Raw genomic sequence first — 16435 nt, forward strand, 5'->3', positions numbered from 1 at the left:
TGGCTCACTATGAGCCGCTACACGTCTGCGACTGAATCCGACCGGCTCCAGATGCTCGACGCGATCGGCGTCGAGTCCATCGACGACCTCTTCGCGGACGTCCCTGAGGGCGTCCGCCTCGGTCGTCCTCTGGAGCTGCCGGCCGGCAAGCCCGAGCAGGAGGTCTATGGCCGCCTGCGCGACCTCGCCGCCAAGAACGTCTCCGCCGAGGACGAGATCTCGTTCCTCGGCGCCGGGATGTACGACCACTACGTTCCGGCGCTGATCGACAACATCCTTCAGCGCTCGGAGTTCCTCACGCCCTACACGCCCTACCAGCCCGAGATCTCCCAGGGCGGGCTGCAGGTGATGTTCGAGTACCAGACGGCGATCTCGGAGCTGACCGGGCTGCCCGTGTCGAACGCGTCCGTCTACGAGGGCCCGTCGGCCGTCGCGGCCGCCGGCTGGCTGGCGCACACGCACACCAAGCGCACGAAGTTCCTCGTCTCCGAGGGCCTGCACCCGCACTCGCTCGAGACGCTGATCACGACGTCCGCGGGCTGGGGCACGACGATCGAGACGCTGCCACTCGAGAACGGGCTCACGCAGCTCGACGAGGTGGGAGACGACGTCGCCGCGATCTTCATCGGCCAGCCGAACTTCTACGGCGCGGTCGAGGACGTCGCCGCCCTGAGCGCGAAGAAGAACAGCGCGCTGCTGATCGTCCAGGCCGACCCGCTCACGCTCGGCGTGCTGCGCTCGCCCGGCGAGGACGACGTGGACCTATGCGTCGGCGAGGGCCAGACGCTCGGGAACCGGCTGGACTTCGGCGGGCCGTCGTTCGGCTTCTTCGCCGCCAAGCAGGACTACATCCGCCGCATGCCGGGCCGCATCGCCGGTGAGACCACCGACGTCGACGGCCGTAGAGGCTTCGTGCTCACCCTGCAGACGCGCGAGCAGCACATCCGCCGCGAGAAGGCGACGCACAACATCTGCACGGCGCAGGCGCTCAACGCGCTGGCGGGGATGATCTACCTCAGCTGGCTCGGCCGCGAAGGTCTCACCGAGCTCGGCGAGCTGCTCGTCTCGCGCACCCACTACGCCCGCGAGACGCTGGCCGCGATCGAGGGCGTCGAGCTCTGGCACGACCAGCCCGTCGTGCGCGAGTTCGCGGTCAAGCTCAGCAAGGACGTCCACGAGGTGCTCGAGTTCTGCGCCGAGCGCGGCGTCAACGCGGGCTACCCGCTCGCCGACAACGGGCTGCTGGTGGCCATCACCGAACAGCGCTCGAAGGCCGACATCGACCGCCTCGCCGAGGTGCTGCAGGAGGCGCTCGCATGACGATCACCGACAATCAGTTGCACGGCGACCCGGGGATCGAGGCGCACGAGCAGCACCCGCAGCGCAGCGCGATCGTCGAGACCGAGCAGCAGCGCGACCGCGCCCGCACGATCTACGAGAAGTCCAAGCCGGGCCGGCGCGCGTTCGTGGCGCCCGAGCTCGACGTGCCCAAGCACGAGCTGCCCGAGCGCTTCCGCCGCGCGGAGGCGCCGAAGCTGCCGGAGATCGCCGAGCCGGAGATCGTCCGCCACTACAACCGGCTCTCCAAGCGCAACTTCGACCTGGATTCCGGCTTCTACCCGCTCGGTTCGTGCACGATGAAGCACAACCCGAAGCTGCACGAGCGCGTGGCGGCGCTGCCGGGCAACGCGCGGCTGCATCCGCTGCAGAACCCGAAGCGCGCCCAGGGTGCGCTGGAGCTCATGTACGAGCTGCAGGGCGCGCTGGGCGAGATCGCGGGCCTGCCGCACGTGTCGCTGCAGCCGTCGGCCGGCTCGCACGGTGAGCTGGCGGGCGTGCTGTTGACGCGCGCCTACCACGAGGATCGCGGCGACCACCGCACGAAGATCCTCACGCCGGACACCGCGCACGGCACGAACCCGGCGACGGTGACCATGGGCGGCTACGAGGTCGTCAAGGTCGGCACCAACGCCGACGGCGGCGTGGACATCGAAGACCTGCGCGCGAAGGCCGACGAGCAGGTCGCGTGCCTGATGCTCACCAACCCGAACACGCTCGGTGTGTTCGACACCAACATCGAGGAGATCGCCAAGATCGTCCACGGCGTCGGCGCGACGCTGTACTACGACGGAGCGAACCTCAACGCGGTGATGGGGCGCACGCGGCCGGGCGACATGGGCTTCGACATCGTGCACTTCAACCTGCACAAGACGTTCACGCAGCCGCACGGCGGCGGCGGCCCCGGCGCCGGCCCGATCGCGGTGTCGGACCGCATCGAGCCGTACATCACCAAGCCGCAGGTGGTCAAGCGCGAGGACGGCACGTTCGACCTCGACTACGACCGGCCGAAGTCGATCGGCCGCCTGCGCGGCTTCCAGGGCAACTACGGCGTGTTCGTGCGCTCCTACGCGTACATCCTGTCGCTCGGCTCCGACGGCCTGCAGGAGGCGAGCGAGACCGCGGTCCTGAACGCCAACTACCTGCTCGCGCGCCTGCGCCAGCTCGGCGTGACGGACCTGCTGCCGCCGGCCTACGACCGCCTGTGCATGCACGAGTTCGTGCTCTCGGGCGCGCCGATGAAGCGCGAGCTCGGGCTGCGTACGCTCGACCTGGCCAAGCGCCTGCTCGACCACAGCTTCCACCCGCCGACGGTGTACTTCCCGCTGCTGGTGGACGAGGCACTGCTGATCGAGCCGACCGAGACCGAGACCAAGGAGACGCTCGACGCGTTCGCCGACGCGCTCGCCCAGATCCTGCGCGAGGGCGCCGAGGATCCGGAGATCGCCCGCAACGCGCCGTACGGCACGCCGGTGCGCCGGCTGGATGAGGCGGGCGCGGCCAAGCGTCCGGTCATCCGTCAACCGCTGTAGACGGCCAAACGTCAACGGTTGTAGACGGCATCAACACCCCTTGACGGAAAGGTTCTGAAACCACCCCACCGGTTTTCAGGACCCGACCGTCGAGGGGATGGTCCTCCCCGTCAACCGAACCGATCCTTCGTAGGGGAGGACTAGATGTCCAGGATTCGTCTGGCCGCCGTGTCGGCCATGGTCTCGTGCGGCTTGCTGCTGGTCGGCGGAACGAGCGCCGCCGGTGCGCAGGAGGCTGCGCGTCTCACGCAGGTCGTCCCGATGTCCGGCACCGTCACCAAGGGCGGGCAGAAGGGCAAGCCGTTCACCGGCACGTACACGATCGAGCGCTTCGTCAATGCGGGCGGCGCGCTGCACGCCGTCGGCACGGTGAAGGGCAAGGCCGGCAACAAGAGCGTCACCAAGAAGAACGTGCGCGTTCCGGCCGCCGTGGCGAACAGCGCGGCGGCGGGCGGGGCCCAGGCGAGCCAGGTGCCGCCGCTGCCGTTGCCGCCGTTGCCCGCGGGCAACGCGTGCTCGATCCTCTCGCTCGACCTCGGGCCGATCAATCTGAACGTGCTCGGGCTCGTCGTTCGCACGAACCAGATCCAGCTGCGCATCGACGCCGTCCAGGGCCCGGGCAACCTGCTCGGCAACCTGCTGTGCGCGATCACCGGGCTGCTGAATCCCGCCACGGGCGGCTCGCCGGTGGCGAACACGCCGCTCGGGCAGCTCGTCCAGATCCTGAACGCGCTGCTGGCCCTGAGTCCGCGCACCGCATAACCGGGTATGGGGAGACGCGTGAAGCGTCTCTCCATCGCCGCAGCAATGCTCGCCATCGTGCCCGCCTCCGCCGAGGCGGGCACGGTTGCGCGAGAGGGCACCGAGCTCGTGTACCGCTCCGCGCCGGGCGAACGCGACTACGTCGTGATGCAGGTGCTCCGGGGCCAGCCCGGCATCTCCGCGGGCGGGACCGGCGTGACGCTCGGCGCCGGCTGCCAGGACCGCACCTGCTCGCTCGACGGCGTGACCGCCATCCGCGTCCTCGCCGGAGACGGCGACGACCAGGTCGACATCTTCGCCCCCCTGCCCGTGGTTGCCGACCTCGGCCCGGGGGACGACGCGTTCCTCGGGCGCGCCCGCACCGTCACGGCGAGCGGCGGCGACGGCGACGACCGGCTCAGCTTCACGGCCGGCCAGGGCGCGCTCGACGGCGGACCCGGCTCCGACCAGGTGCGGTTCGAACGGCTCGGCGCGGGGTCGACCTCGGGCTCGGCCACCATCGCGGGTGGCGAGGGCGACGACGAGCTCACGGCCGAGGGCCGGGCGAAGGGGTCCGTCGACGTGGCGTGCGGACCGGGTGCCGACCGGCTGCGGCTCACGCTGCAGGACCGCGCGGGGGAAGGGTGCGCCCCGCACGTGGGCGTCACCACGACCTTCCGGACCCGGCTCGACGCCGTCCTGTCCGGCCCCGGGAGCCTGGCCGCGGCGTTCTGGCGCGACGGCAGGGTCACCGCGCGCGGCGCCGCCACGGCCGCCGCGGCCGGGCCGCTGCGCGTGCGCATGCGGCCGACCCGAGCGGGCCGGGGCGAGCGATCGCGCAGCGTCTTCGTGGAGCTGCGCACGCGCTTCGGGGGCGACCGCAACGCGTACCAGCTGGAGACGCGGTTCGCGCGATGAGCGCGCTGCTCGCGATCGTCGCGCTGCTGGCGCTCGCGCCCGCCGCCCACGCGGGGACGCTCGGCCGCGAGGGCAGCGAGCTGGTCTTCCGGGCCGCGCCGGGCGCCGACGACGCGTTCTTCGCCACGGCGGAGAACGGCGTGCTGCGCTTCACCGGCGACGACGTCACGCCGGGCGAGGGCTGCGGCGGCCGGGAGGTCACGTGCGCGCTCGACGGCGTGACGGCCATCCGACTGCCACGGGCGACGGCGCCGACCGGGTCGAGGCCAGCGCGCCCGTGACGGTCGCGGCCGACCTCGGGCCGGGGAACGACACCTACGAGGTGACCGCTCCCGCCGCGAGCGTCAGCGGCGGGCCGGGCGACGACCACGTCGAGGCCTTCAACAGCGTCCAGGGCTACGTCGGCCCGATCACCGTGGACGGCGGCCCGGGCAACGACACGCTGCAGATGCTCGGCCGCGGGCCGGGGATGACGCTGATCGGCGGCGAGGGCGACGACGTGCTCGGGCCCGCGCTCACCAACCCGTACGTGCATCCGATCGACCTCGTGTGCGGCCCGGGCAACGATCGCGTGACCGGCGAGCCGCAGGACCGCTTCGGCGACGGCTGCGCGCGGCCGGTGACCGGGCTGACGCGGCTCTCGCGCGTCTCGCGCGTGTTCGCCAAAGGCCGGCTGGAGGTGCCGATGCGGACCATGATCAGCGTGCGCCGGCGCACCCACCGCGGCGACCTCGATCTTCCCGCGCTCGCCCGCCGCACGCTGAACGCACCCGCGGGCCCGCTGCGCGCGCGCCTGAAGACGACGGCCGCCGGGAAGCGCTTGCTGCGCCGCGACCCCACGCCGCTGGTGTGGGTGTTCATCGAGACTCGAACCGCGTCCGACCGCACGCGGGTGATCTTCAAGTCGAGGCTAGGCTAAGCCGCACAGTGGTCATCTTCTCCGGCATCCAGCCCACCGGGCGCAAGCACCTCGGCAACTACATCGGGGCGATCCTCAACTACGTCAAGGGCCAGGACAAGGCCGACCCGGCGATCTACTGCATCGTCGACCTGCACGGCACGACCGTCCAGTACGACCCGGAGGAGCTGCGCCGGCGCACGCGCGAGACCGCCGCGCTGCTGATCGCGGCCGGGCTGGAACCCGAGCGCTGCATCCTGTTCCGCCAGGGCGACGTGCAGGAGCACGCCGAGCTGTGCTGGCTGCTGTCGAGCGTGACGTCCGTGGGCCAGCTCAACCGCATGCACCAGTTCCGCGACAAGGCGGGCGCGGCGCGTGACCGCGTGTCCGCCGGGCTGCTGTTCTACCCGGTGCTGATGGCCGCCGACGTGCTCGCCTACCGCGCGCACGAGGTGCCCGTGGGCGAGGACCAGCGCGAGCACATCGAGCTCATGCGCGACGTCGCGGAGGCGTTCAACAAGCGCTTCGGCGAGACGCTCGTCGTGCCCGAGGGCAACATCCCGACGGTCGGCGCGCGCGTGCGCGACCTCAAGGAGCCGGAGCGCAAGATGTCGACGACGGGCGGGACGCCGCAAGGCACCGTCTTCGTCGACGAGGAGCCCGAGTCGATCGTCAAGAAGTTCAAGAAGGCCGTCGCCGACAGCGGCTCGGAGATCGTCGTCGCCGAAGACAAGCCCGGCATCTCGAACATGATCGAGATCCTGGCGGTGGCGCGCGGCGTGACGCCCGCCGACATCGAGCGCGACTTCGCGGGCTCGGGCTACGGCGCGTTCAAGACCGCCGTCGGGGAGGAGGTCGCCGCGTGGCTCGCGCCGACGCGCGAGCGGTTCCTCGAGATCAAGGACGACACGTCGGAGATCGAGCGCTTCCTCGAGCTCGGCGCGGAGAAGGCGCGCGCGATCGCGGCCCCGGTCGTCGCCGACGTCCGCGAGGCCATGGGCGTCGGACCCGTCCGCACCCCCGCCTAGTCTCCGCTGCGTGCGTGTCACGCAGCTCGAACTCGATCTGGACGTCTTCGCGGGCCCGTTCGACCTGCTCCTCTCGCTGATCCTGCGGGAGGAGCTGGACCTGCTCGAGGTGGACCTGGCGGAGATCGTCGTCACCTACCTCGACCACCTCGAGTCCACGGACCAGCTGGACCTCGAGTCCGCGACCGAGTTCCTGGTCCTGATCGCGGCGCTGCTAGAGCTCAAGTCGCGGCTGATGCTCCCGAACGAGGAGGTCGAGGAGCTCGACGAGCTCGCGCCCGCCGAGGCCGCCGAGGAGCTCGTGGAGCGGATGCTGCAGTACGCGCGCTTCCGCGCCGCCGGTGCGCACCTGCGGGAGCTGGGCGAGCACGAGCGCGGGTTCCTGTACCGCAGCGCGCCACCCCAGCTCGGCCCGGCCGAGGTCACCGCGGGCGCGTACGAGCCGTCCGTGCTCGGCGCCGCACTCGGCTCGCTGCTGCGCACGCCGAAGCCGATCGACCTCTCGCACATGGCGATGCCGCGCGTCACCGTCGCCGAGCGCCTCACGCACCTGCGCGGGCTCCTCAAGCGCGCGAGCTCGTTCTCGTTCGACGAGGCGGTCAAGGACGCCGACCGCGTGACGGTCTGCGTCACCGTGTTCGCGCTGCTCGAGCTCTACAAGCGCGGCGAGGCGTCGTGGGAGCAGGAGGAGCCGTTCGGCGAGATCACGGTTCACGCGCACGCCGCCGCGCCGGTGGCCGGCGAGGCGGCGGCGGCGTGACGCGCCGCGCCCACGCCGCGCGCCCATCTCGTCCCGCGCCCGCGGAGGCCCGGCCGTGAACGCGCCGCTCACCCTGTCGGCGCGGCTCGAGGCGCTGCTGTTCCTCGCCCCCGACCCGGTCACGGTCGAGGAGCTCGCGGACGCGCTGCAGACGTCCGAGGAGGCGGTCACGAACGCTGCGCTGGCGCTGGACGAGGCGCTCGCCGAGCGCGGGCTGGTGCTCAAGCGCATCGGCGGCGGGCTCGCGCTCGCGTCGCACCCGGACGCCGAGGAGGCCGCGCGGCGGCTGCTCGCCCGGCCGCGCACGCCCGCGCTCACCCCGGCTCAGGCCGAGACGCTCGCGATCGTCGCCTACCTGCAGCCCGTGAGCCGGCCCGAGGTCGCGCGTATCCGCGGCGTCGCGAGCGAGTCCGCGACCACCGCGCTCGCCGACCGCGGGCTGATCGAGGAGGCGGGTCGCTCGCAGTTCGGCGCGGTGCTCTACCGGACGACGCCGCAGTTCCTGAAGCTCTTCGGTCTCGAGTCCCCGGAAGCGCTGCCGGACGTCGCGCAATGGGACCCGAGCCCGGAGGAGGCCGCCCAGCTGCGCGATCGCCTGCTCCGCGCCGGCGAGGCGCGTTCGGGCACCACCTAGCGGTTAGCTCCCGCTGCGTAGCGGGCACAAGCTGCGCGCCATGACCGAGCCTCCCCGCCCGTACGAGCAGGCCCCGCCGCCGCCCGACGGCCCGCCGCAGTACGCGCCGCCGCCCCAGCCGTACGGGCCGCCGCCGGCCTACTACCGCCCGCTCGAGGCACGTCTGCTCGCGGTGAAGGTCGTGCTCTGGCTGACCGTCGCCGTCACGGCGTTCGCGGTGGTCTCCGACCTGCTCGAGATCGCGCTCTTGAACCGGATGATCGCCGGCGAAGCGGTCAGCGATTCCGACGCCGACAACAACGACATGCGCCAGGCGCTCGTCGGCGGCCTGCAGCTCCTGCTGCTGATCGCGGCGGCGGTCGTGTTCATCATGTGGCTGTTCCGCGCCTACCAGAACAGCGACGCGGTCGCTCCGGGCGTGCGCCGCTACGGGCACGGCTGGGCGATCGGCGGCTGGTTCGTCCCGATCATGAACCTGTGGCGCCCGAAGCAGGTGGTCAATGACGTCTGGCGCGCCGGCGGGCCGCCGCCAGAGCCGAACGGCGTGGTCCAGGGATGGTGGGCGCTGTGGCTGTTCTCCAGCATCATCGGCAACTTCGCGGGACGGTCGGGGTTCAGCAGTGACACGCCCGAGGACATCCGGAGCGGGACCTACGCCTACCTCGTGTCCGACCTGACCGCGATTCCGGCGGCGATCCTGGCCATCGTCATGGCCGCGACGCTCACGCGCCGCCTCAACGAGCGCGCGGCGCAGGGCCCGCCCGGTTCTGCGGACGCCCCGCCCCGGTAATCGGTTGCGAGGAGTGCGGCCCGCGACGGCGAACCACGCGCCACTATGCGCAACTTCACGAGCGTTCACGGGTTGCGTTCCAGCGTGCGGAAATTGATCCTCGCGCTCGGCGCGACCGCTGCCTTCACGGGCGGCACCACAATCGTCCTGGCGCAGGCCAACGCGCAGCAAGACACGGAGTTCTCGGTCTATCCGGTCCCCGGCACCTTGACCGCGGGCGAGAAGACGACGATCTCCTTCCGGGGCGGGAACGCCGATGCGCTCGGCACGGTGACCGTGCGCGGTTCGCGCTCCGGCAGCCACCCCGGCAAGCTGGTCGCCCACTCCGACGGCCGCGGCGTCAGCTTCAAGCCCGACAAGCCGTTCGAGGCCAACGAGCAGGTGACGGTTCAGACGGACCGCAAGATCGTCGGGGCGAGCAACGGCGACTTCGAGATCAACATCGGCGACGAGACCACGCGCAAGGCGCGGCCGGTCGAGCTGCCCGACGTCGGCCGCGGCGACGTGCAGAAGTACGAGACGCGCCCGGACCTCTCGCCGCCCGCGGTGACGGTCACGACGGCCAAGCCCGGCCGCGCGCCCGGCCTGGTGTTCCTCGCGCCCAAGGCCGGTCGCGGCCAGGACGGCCCGATGATCATCAACGATCAGGGCGAGCTGGTGTGGTTCAAGGCCACGCCCGGGAAGATCCCCGCCGACTTCCGCGTCCAGCAGCTCGGCGGCAAGCCGGTGCTGACCTGGTGGGAGGGTCAGCTGTTCGTCGGTGACGGCGACGGCGTCGGCCAAGTCTACGACCAGAACTACCAGAAGGTGGCGACGGTCACGGCCGGCAACGGCTACTCGTTCGACCTGCACGAGTTCACGCTCACGCCGCAGGGCACGGCGCTCGTGCTCTCCTACGAGCGCTTCAAGCGCGACCTGCGCCCGTGGGGCGGCCCGAAGGACTCGCGCGTGGTGGACAACATCGTCCAGGAGATCGACCTCAAGACCGGCGCGGTGCTGTTCGAGTGGCACTCGTTCGGCAACGTCGGCCTCAAGGAGTCGGGCATCCCGGCGCCGACCGCACCCGGCTTCGAGTGGGAGTACTTCCACGTGAACTCGGTCGAGCTCACGCCGGACAACAACTTCCTGATCTCGGCGCGCAACACGTCCGCGGTCTACAAGATCGACCGCCGCACCGGCAAGGTCCTGTGGACGCTCGGCGGCAAGAACTCGACGTTCAAGCTCGGCAAGGGCGTCCGCTTCGACTGGCAGCACAGCGCCCGCACGCAGGCCGACGGCACGATCAACATCTACGACAACTCGGCCGCGCCGCCCACGCGCAAGAACTCGCGCGTGATCAACGTGCGCCTGGACGAGCAGGCCAAGACGGCCACGCTGGTGAAGGCCTTCAAGCACCCGCTCGGCCTGCTCTCGGCCAGTCAGGGCAACGTCGAGACGCTGCCCAACGGCAACCTGTTCGTCGGCTGGGGCTCGCAGCGCTGGTTCAGCGAGTTCGACGCGAAGGGCAACCTCGTCTTCGACGGCCGGATCGCCCGCGGCAACGACAACTACCGCGCGTTCCGCTCGCCGTGGCAGGGCTACCCGTCCAACGCGCCGCAGGTGACGGCCGAGGCCGGAGGCGGCAAGGTCACGGCCCGCGTGAGCTGGAACGGCGCGACCGAGGTCGCTCGCTGGGAGCTCCTCGGCGGCGCGGACGCGAACTCCCTCGCCCCGCTGGCGAGCGCCCCGTACAGCGGCTTCGAGACCGCGCTGTCCGCGAACGGCTCCCCGGCCGTCGTGGCCGTGCGGGCGTACGACGCGGCCGGCAAGGTCCTGACGACGTCCGGGACCACCAAGCCCGAATAGGCGGTAGCGTCCAGCGGATGATCCAGCCTGAGATCATCCGCTGGCCGTTCGCTCGCCCGGAGGAGCACGTCGCGGTGACGTGCCTGACCGTGCGCGAGCCGTGCCAGCCGAGCGTGCCCATCGTGCTCCCGCCGGTCGTGCGCCGGCCGAAGCCGGTCAGGCCGAAGCCGGCGTCTTAGCCGCGAGCTGCCCGCAGGCCGCGTCGATGTCGCGGCCGCGGGTCAGCCGGACCGTCGCGCGCAGGCCGTGCTCCTCGAGCGCGGCCTTGAAGGAGTCGATCGCGTTGCGCGAGGACCCGTCGTAGATCGAGTCCGTCGGGTTGTACGGGATCAGGTTGAGCTTGTAGATCTTCGGATCGAGGATCTGGGCGAGCTGGACGGCCTGCGCGTAGCCGTCGTTGACGCCCGCGAGCATCACGTACTCGATGAACACCTGGCGGCGCTTGCGCTCGTAGAACGCCTCGCACGCGGCGAGCACCTCCCGCAGGTCGTAGCGCTCGTTGACCGGCATGATCTGCGAGCGCAGCGCGTCCTCGGGCGCGTGCAGGGAGAGCGCGAGCCGGATCGGCATGTCGGTCTCGGTGAGGCGCTTGATGCCCGGCACCCAGCCGACGGTGGAGATGCCCGTGCGGCGGTGCGTGATGCCGACGTCGGGCAGCCGGCGGCACGTCTCCAGCACGTTGTCCAGGTTCATCATCGGCTCGCCCATGCCCATGAACACGAGGTGGTCGACGGGCTCGATGCGGCGGAAGTGCAGCACCTGGTCGAGGATCTCGGACGCCGTCAGGTTGCGGCCGAACTTCATCTTGCCGGTGGCGCAGAACGTGCAGGTGAGCGGGCAGCCGGACTGCGAGCTCACGCAGATCGAGCGGCGCCCGTCGCGGTAGCGCATCAGGACGGCCTCGACGGCGCGGCCGTCCTGCGTGTGGAACAGCGCCTTCACCGTCCCGTCGGACGCGTGGGCCTCGCGCACCAGCTCGAGCGTGCTGAACGGGACCTCCTCGGCGAGCTTCGCGCGCAGCGCGGCCGGCAGGTCCGTCATCTCCTCGTAGGACGAGGCGCCCTGGGACGCCCAGCGCCAGACCTGCCGCGCTCGGAAGGCGGGCTGATCCTCCAGCGTCTTCTCGAGCAACTGCAGATCCACGACCTCATATGGTGGCAGGGCTGTGAGACTGGCCAAGTACCTCGCCCACGCCGGCGTCGCCTCGCGGCGCGCGTCCGAGCTGATCATCGCCGACGGCCGCGTGACCGTGGACGGCGCGATCGTCACCGATCCCGCCCGCGACGTCGACGACTCCAACGCCGTCAAGGTCGACCGCAAGCGCGTCAAGGTCGCCAGCCAGACGCTCGTCGTCTACCTGGTCAACAAGCCGGCGGGGTACGTGTCCACCGCCAAGGACCCGCAGGATCGGCAGACCGTGGTCTCGCTCGTGCCGTCGTCCCAGCGGCTGTATCCGGTGGGCCGGCTGGACTTCGACACCACCGGCCTGATCCTGCTGACCAACGACGGCGACCTCGCCCACCGGCTCACGCACCCGTCGTTCGAGGTGCCGCGCACGTACCGCGCCCGCGTGGCCAACGCCCCGGTGCAGGAGCCCGCGCTGCGGGCGCTGCGCGAAGGCGTGCTGCTCGAAGACGGGATGACCGCGCCCGCCAAGGTCCGGAACATCAGCTCGGGCCATCTCGAGATCACCATCCACGAAGGCCGCAAGCGGCAGGTCAAGCGCATGCTCGAAGCGGTCGGGCACCGCGTGTACTCGCTCGAGCGCGTCGCCTTCGGGCCGCTGCGCCTCGGGTCCCTGCAACCGGGCGAGTTCCGCAAGCTCGGCCAGCCTGAGGTCGAGCGCCTGCGCTCGCTTGGTTGAATGGCGCCCATGCGGCTGGTCGCGCTCCGAGGCGCCAACGAGGTCACCGAGAACACCGCCGAGGCGATCCTCTCGGCCACGGACAAGCTGATGCGCGAGATCCTCGCGCGCAACGAGCTGGGCGCCGACGACCTCGTCAGCTGCATCTTCACGCTCACGCCGGACCTCGACGCGCAGTTCCCCGCCGCCGCCGCGCGAGCGATGGGGCTCTCGAGCGTGCCGCTGCTGTGCGCGCGGGAGATCCCGGTGCCGGGCGCGCTGCCGCAGATCATCCGGGTGCTGATCCACGCCTACATGGATCGCCCCGCCGAGCACGTCTATCTCGGCGAGGCGGCCAAGCTGCGGCTGGACCTCACCGGCGCCCAATAGCGGCGCTTCGTGTGCGCGGCCGGCTTCGCCGGCGCGTGCCCACTTCGGCTTGGAGATCGCTTCGCGGATCTCTAAAGGCGCTGGTAGCGGCGCACGCTCAGCGGCACGAAGATCGCCGTCAGCAGCGCCGCCCAGGCGAGCGAGGCGAGCACCGGGTGCTGGAGCGGCCACACGTCCGGCACGTCGCCGGTGGGCGAGCCGAACAGCTCGCGGCACGCGGTCGCCAGCGCGGTGAGCGGGTTCCACTCCGCGACCTGGCGCAGCCCGTCCGGCAGGCCCTCGACGGGCACGAAGATCCCGGACAGGAACATCAGCGGGAAGATGATGCTGAGCGCGATCCCGTCCGCTCCGTCCGGGTCGCGCACCATCAGGCCGATCCAGACGCCGACCCAGGTCACGCCGAACGCGGTCACGATCAGCAGCGCGAACGCGGCCAGCGTCTCGAGGATGGTGCCGTGCGGCGCCCAGCCGACGATCAAGCCGCAGATGACGACCACCACCAGCCCGGCGCACAGTTCCACCAGCTCGGCGATGGTGCGGCCCGCGATCACCGATGCGCGGGCGATCGGCAGCGCGCGTAGGCGATCCATCAGCCCGCTGCGGATGTCCGACGCGACGCCGACCGAGATTCCCGGGATCGTCCCGATCATCGACTGGGCGAAGATGCCGGACACCAGGTAGTCGTGATAGTCGCCGCCGCCCGGGACGGCGATCGCGGACCCGAAGACGTAGGCGAACAGCAGCACGAACACGATCGGCATCAGCAGCCCGCCGAACAGCTTCTCGGGGATGCGCGGGATGTGGCGCAGGCTGCGGCCGGCGAGCAGCCGGATCTCCAGGACCGTGTTCATGTGAGCGCGAAGAACGCCTCGTCGAGGGTGGGTTGGGCGAGCGACGCCTCTTCGACGTCGAGGTCGTCGAGCGCGTCGAGGATCCGGCGCAGGTCGTCCGGTCCGTTCGGCGCGGCGACCGACACCCGCCGCGCGCGGGGATCGACCTCGGCGTCCAGCCGTCGTGCGGCCTCCTCGAACGCGTCCAACGTGATGTGCACGCGGCGTTCACCGACGCGCCGCTTGAGCTCGGCCGGCGTGCCCTCGGCCACGGTTCGCCCGCCGCTCAGCACGACGATCCGGTCCGCGAGCCGGTCGGCCTCCTCCAGGTACTGGGTGGTGAGGATGAGCGCCGCGCCTTCGGTCACGAGGTCGGCGATCGCGCCCCACATGTCGGCGCGGGCGGCCGGGTCGAGCCCGGTCGTGGGCTCGTCGAGGAAGACGACCGGACGGCGGACGACCAGGCAGGCCGCGAGGTCCAACCGGCGCCGCATCCCGCCGGAGTAGGTGCCGAGCAGCCGGCCGGCCGCGTCGGCGAGGCCGAAGCGCTCCAGCAGTTGCTCCGTCCGTGCCGCGGCGTCCGCCTTCGACAGCCGCTGCAGACGCCCGAGCAGCATCAGGTTCTCGCGCCCGGTCAGCCGCTCGTCGAGCGACGCGTCCTGCCCGGCGACCGCGATCTGCTCGCGCACGGCGGCGGGCGCGCGGGCCACGTCGTGGCCGGCCACCTCGGCCCGACCCGCGGTGGGCTCGAGCAGCGTCGTAAGGATCCGCACGGCGGTCGTCTTGCCGGCGCCGTTGTGGCCGAGCAGGCCGAGGACGGTCCCGGGCGCCACTTCGAGGTCGAGGTCGCGGAGCGCGTCGGTCTCGCTGAACCGGCGGCCGAGCGCATCCGTTCGTACGGCGTACGAATTCATACGGCGTACGGTAGGAGTACGCTGTACGAATGTCAAGCCTCCCGCCGATCTGGGCTCGCGACGAGCCGAAGGGCCGCGGCCGGCAGTCGCCGCTCTCGCGGGCCGGGATCGTGCGGGTCGCGATCGAGGTCGCGGACGCCGAAGGCATCGAGGCGGTCTCGATGCGGCGGCTCGCGCGTGAGCTGCAGGCGGGCGCGATGTCGCTCTACCACTACTTCGAGAACCGCGACGAGCTGCTCGAGCTGATGGTGGACACGGTCGCGGGGGAGATGGTCGTGCCGGCGCTGCCGAAGAGCTGGCGGCCGGCGCTGGAGGCGGTCGCGCGCCGCAGCCGGGGGATGTTCCACCAGCATCCGTGGGTGCTGCCGATCCTGCAGGGCGTGCCGACGGTCACGCCCAACCTGCTGCGTCACATCGAGCAGTCGGCGCGGTCGGTCGCCGCGCTGGAGGGCGTTCGCCCGGAGCTGCTCTCGAACATCGTCAACGCCGTCGACGACTACACGATCGGCTTCACGCTGCGCGAGCTGGACATGCAGGACCGGCGCGAGCGGCGCAGCTGGGACGACCCAAACGTCCGCTACCTGCTCGAGAGCGGCGAGTTCCCGCTCGTGGCCGAGTTCGTGGCGAGCGACTCGCCGCTGCCCGCGCCGGACTTCGAGCTCGGGCTCAAGTGGCTGCTGGACGGGTTCGAGGCCGAAATAGACTGAGGCGCATGGCGATCGAGTACGGCGAGAAAGTTCGGCGCATCCCGGTCTATCCGGCGGCCGAGGGCTACGGGTACGAAGGGCCGGTCGCCAAGATGGCGTCCAACGAGTCGCCCTATCCGCCGCTTCCGCAGGTGATCGAGGCGGCGTCCAAGGCGCTCGCCGGCATCAACCGCTATCCGGACCCGACGAACGCGGCGTTGCGGCGCAAGCTGTCGGACCTGACCGGCGTCCCCGCGCAGCGGATTGCGATCGGCAACGGCTCCTGCGACATCCTGCTCGCGGCCGGCGACGCGCTGCTCGAGCCCGGCGCGGAGCTGGTGTACGCGTGGCCGTCCTTCTCCGTCTACCCGCACCTGGCGGCCGCTTCCGGCGCACGGGCGATCGAGGTCCCGCTCGACTCCAGCCACTACCACCAGCTCGACAAGATGGCCGAGGAGATCACGGCCGCCACGCGGCTGGTGATCGTCTGCAACCCGAACAACCCGACCTCGACGGCGCTGCCCCTGGACGAGATCGAGGCCTTCATCAACCAGGTCCCGCGCAACGTCGCGGTGATCCTCGACGAGGCCTACATCGAGTTCAACGTCCTGCAGGACCCGGACGACTCCGTGCAGCTGCTCGACAAGCACCCGAACCTGATCCTGCTGCGCACGTTCAGCAAGATCTACGGCCTGTGCGGGCTGCGGGTCGGCTACGCGCTGTGCGGGGCGGAGTCGTTCCGGACGGCGGTGGATCAGGTGCGCCAGCCGTTCTTCTGCAACGCGGCCGCGCAGGCCGCGGCGGTCGAGGCGCTGAACCACCAGGACGAGGTGACGCGCCGCGTCGAGCGCAACCTCGCCAAGCGGATCGGGCTCGAGGACGGGCTGCGCGCCCTGGGGATCGAGCCGGCGCAGTCGCAGGCGAACTTCGTCTGGTTCGACCTGCCGGAGACGGCGTCCGAGGCCGACGTGCTGCGCGGGCTGTCGATGACCGGCGTGCTCGTGCGCTCCGGTGAGGCGCTCGGCCGCGAGGGTGCGCTGCGCGTCACCGTGGGCAACCAGGCCGAGAACGAGCGTTTCCTGGAAGCGCTCGCTCCGCTGCTGTAAGGTCCGCCGTGCTTATGACGACGTCTGCCGCACAGAAGCTCCACGCGCAGGCGTCCGCGTACCCCTATTACGGCTGGCGATTTAGTTAGGCGCTCGGCCGGCGACGCACCGTCTCCGTCCGCATCCTGGGCCTGAGGGCCGAGCGCCGGAGACTCCACTCGCCGTACGTCTTTGCCAGCCTT

19 protein-coding genes are annotated in these 16435 nt (G+C 71.2%); 16 read left to right on the top strand and 3 right to left on the bottom strand.

The genetic code is table 11. The features are described 5' to 3' along the window. The first annotated feature begins 9 nt into the window (after positions 1-9). The 12 genes from gcvPA to OJ962_RS26235 all read left to right on the top strand — a co-directional run bounded on the left by gcvPA (position 10) and on the right by OJ962_RS26235 (position 10663). Positions 10-1320, top strand: coding sequence for an aminomethyl-transferring glycine dehydrogenase subunit GcvPA (gcvPA, locus tag OJ962_RS26180; protein ID WP_202952316.1), 1311 nt, complete (start codon positions 10-12; stop codon positions 1318-1320). Continuing rightward, positions 1317-2870, top strand: a complete 1554-nt coding sequence (gene gcvPB / locus OJ962_RS26185) for an aminomethyl-transferring glycine dehydrogenase subunit GcvPB (protein ID WP_202952317.1) — start codon at positions 1317-1319, stop codon at positions 2868-2870. Before gcvPA ends, gcvPB begins: the two co-directional genes overlap by 4 nt. Before the next feature lie 144 nt (positions 2871-3014). Then, positions 3015-3632: a hypothetical protein gene (locus OJ962_RS26190; RefSeq protein ID WP_202952318.1), complete on the top strand. Its 618-nt coding sequence runs from the start codon at positions 3015-3017 to the stop codon at positions 3630-3632. 18 nt (positions 3633-3650) lie between these two features. Beyond that, positions 3651-4529 (top strand): hypothetical protein, encoded by an 879-nt coding sequence (locus OJ962_RS26195; RefSeq protein ID WP_202952319.1) that lies wholly within the window; start codon positions 3651-3653, stop codon positions 4527-4529. Next, positions 4526-4810, top strand: a complete 285-nt coding sequence (locus tag OJ962_RS26200) for a hypothetical protein (protein ID WP_202952320.1) — start codon at positions 4526-4528, stop codon at positions 4808-4810. The genes OJ962_RS26195 and OJ962_RS26200 overlap by 4 nt, the downstream gene beginning before the upstream one ends. Next, the gene (locus OJ962_RS26205; RefSeq protein ID WP_270006710.1) at positions 4807-5448 is read left to right on the top strand and encodes a hypothetical protein; all 642 of its coding nucleotides are present in this window, start codon (positions 4807-4809) and stop codon (positions 5446-5448) included. The genes OJ962_RS26200 and OJ962_RS26205 overlap by 4 nt, the downstream gene beginning before the upstream one ends. 8 nt (positions 5449-5456) lie before the next feature. Beyond that, positions 5457-6455 carry a tryptophan--tRNA ligase gene (gene trpS, locus OJ962_RS26210; protein WP_202952322.1) on the top strand — a complete coding sequence of 333 codons (999 nt, stop codon included), beginning with the start codon at positions 5457-5459 and terminating at the stop codon, positions 6453-6455. A 10-nt stretch (positions 6456-6465) separates the two neighbouring features. Next, entirely contained in the window at positions 6466-7215 is a 750-nt protein-coding gene (locus OJ962_RS26215; protein WP_202952323.1) for a segregation and condensation protein A, read from the top strand. Positions 7216-7270: 55 nt separating this feature from the next. Then, positions 7271-7849 carry an SMC-Scp complex subunit ScpB gene (gene scpB, locus OJ962_RS26220; RefSeq protein WP_202952324.1) on the top strand — a complete coding sequence of 193 codons (579 nt, stop codon included), beginning with the start codon at positions 7271-7273 and terminating at the stop codon, positions 7847-7849. Positions 7850-7889: 40 nt separating this feature from the next. Then, on the top strand, positions 7890-8639 hold the full coding sequence (locus tag OJ962_RS26225) for a DUF4328 domain-containing protein (RefSeq protein ID WP_202952325.1): 750 nt from the start codon (positions 7890-7892) through the stop codon (positions 8637-8639). Between the two features lie 84 nt (positions 8640-8723). Continuing rightward, on the top strand, positions 8724-10484 hold the full coding sequence (locus tag OJ962_RS26230) for an arylsulfotransferase family protein (RefSeq protein WP_202952326.1): 1761 nt from the start codon (positions 8724-8726) through the stop codon (positions 10482-10484). 17 nt (positions 10485-10501) lie between these two features. Next, a complete protein-coding gene (locus tag OJ962_RS26235) occupies positions 10502-10663 on the top strand; it encodes a hypothetical protein (protein WP_202952327.1) in 162 nt (53 codons plus the stop codon). Here the strand turns inward: OJ962_RS26235 and rlmN are convergent. Then, complete coding sequence (rlmN, locus tag OJ962_RS26240) at positions 10641-11627, bottom strand: 23S rRNA (adenine(2503)-C(2))-methyltransferase RlmN (RefSeq protein ID WP_202952328.1); 987 nt, start codon at positions 11625-11627, stop codon at positions 10641-10643. The genes OJ962_RS26235 and rlmN overlap by 23 nt on opposite strands. A gap of 22 nt (positions 11628-11649) precedes the next feature. On the opposite strand from rlmN, the gene OJ962_RS26245 reads away from it, so the two are divergent. Next, entirely contained in the window at positions 11650-12348 is a 699-nt protein-coding gene (locus OJ962_RS26245; protein ID WP_202952329.1) for a pseudouridine synthase, read from the top strand. Positions 12349-12357: 9 nt separating this feature from the next. Beyond that, positions 12358-12717: a chorismate mutase gene (aroH, locus tag OJ962_RS26250; RefSeq protein ID WP_202952330.1), complete on the top strand. Its 360-nt coding sequence runs from the start codon at positions 12358-12360 to the stop codon at positions 12715-12717. A gap of 71 nt (positions 12718-12788) precedes the next feature. Here aroH and OJ962_RS26255 read toward each other — a convergent pair whose 3' ends face one another. Continuing rightward, the gene (locus OJ962_RS26255) at positions 12789-13568 is read right to left on the bottom strand and encodes an ABC transporter permease (protein ID WP_202952331.1); all 780 of its coding nucleotides are present in this window, start codon (positions 13566-13568) and stop codon (positions 12789-12791) included. Beyond that, entirely contained in the window at positions 13565-14461 is an 897-nt protein-coding gene (locus OJ962_RS26260) for an ATP-binding cassette domain-containing protein (RefSeq protein ID WP_202952332.1), read from the bottom strand. The genes OJ962_RS26255 and OJ962_RS26260 overlap by 4 nt, the downstream gene beginning before the upstream one ends. 29 nt (positions 14462-14490) lie before the next feature. Between OJ962_RS26260 and OJ962_RS26265 the strand changes: the two genes are divergently transcribed. After that, on the top strand, positions 14491-15168 hold the full coding sequence (locus OJ962_RS26265) for a TetR/AcrR family transcriptional regulator (RefSeq protein ID WP_202952333.1): 678 nt from the start codon (positions 14491-14493) through the stop codon (positions 15166-15168). 5 nt (positions 15169-15173) lie between these two features. After that, entirely contained in the window at positions 15174-16253 is a 1080-nt protein-coding gene (gene hisC / locus OJ962_RS26270; protein ID WP_202952334.1) for a histidinol-phosphate transaminase, read from the top strand. The last annotated feature ends 182 nt before the right edge of the window (positions 16254-16435 follow it).

The organism is Solirubrobacter deserti (assembly GCF_027587175.1).
Classification (GTDB): Bacteria; Actinomycetota; Thermoleophilia; order Solirubrobacterales; family Solirubrobacteraceae; genus Solirubrobacter; species Solirubrobacter deserti.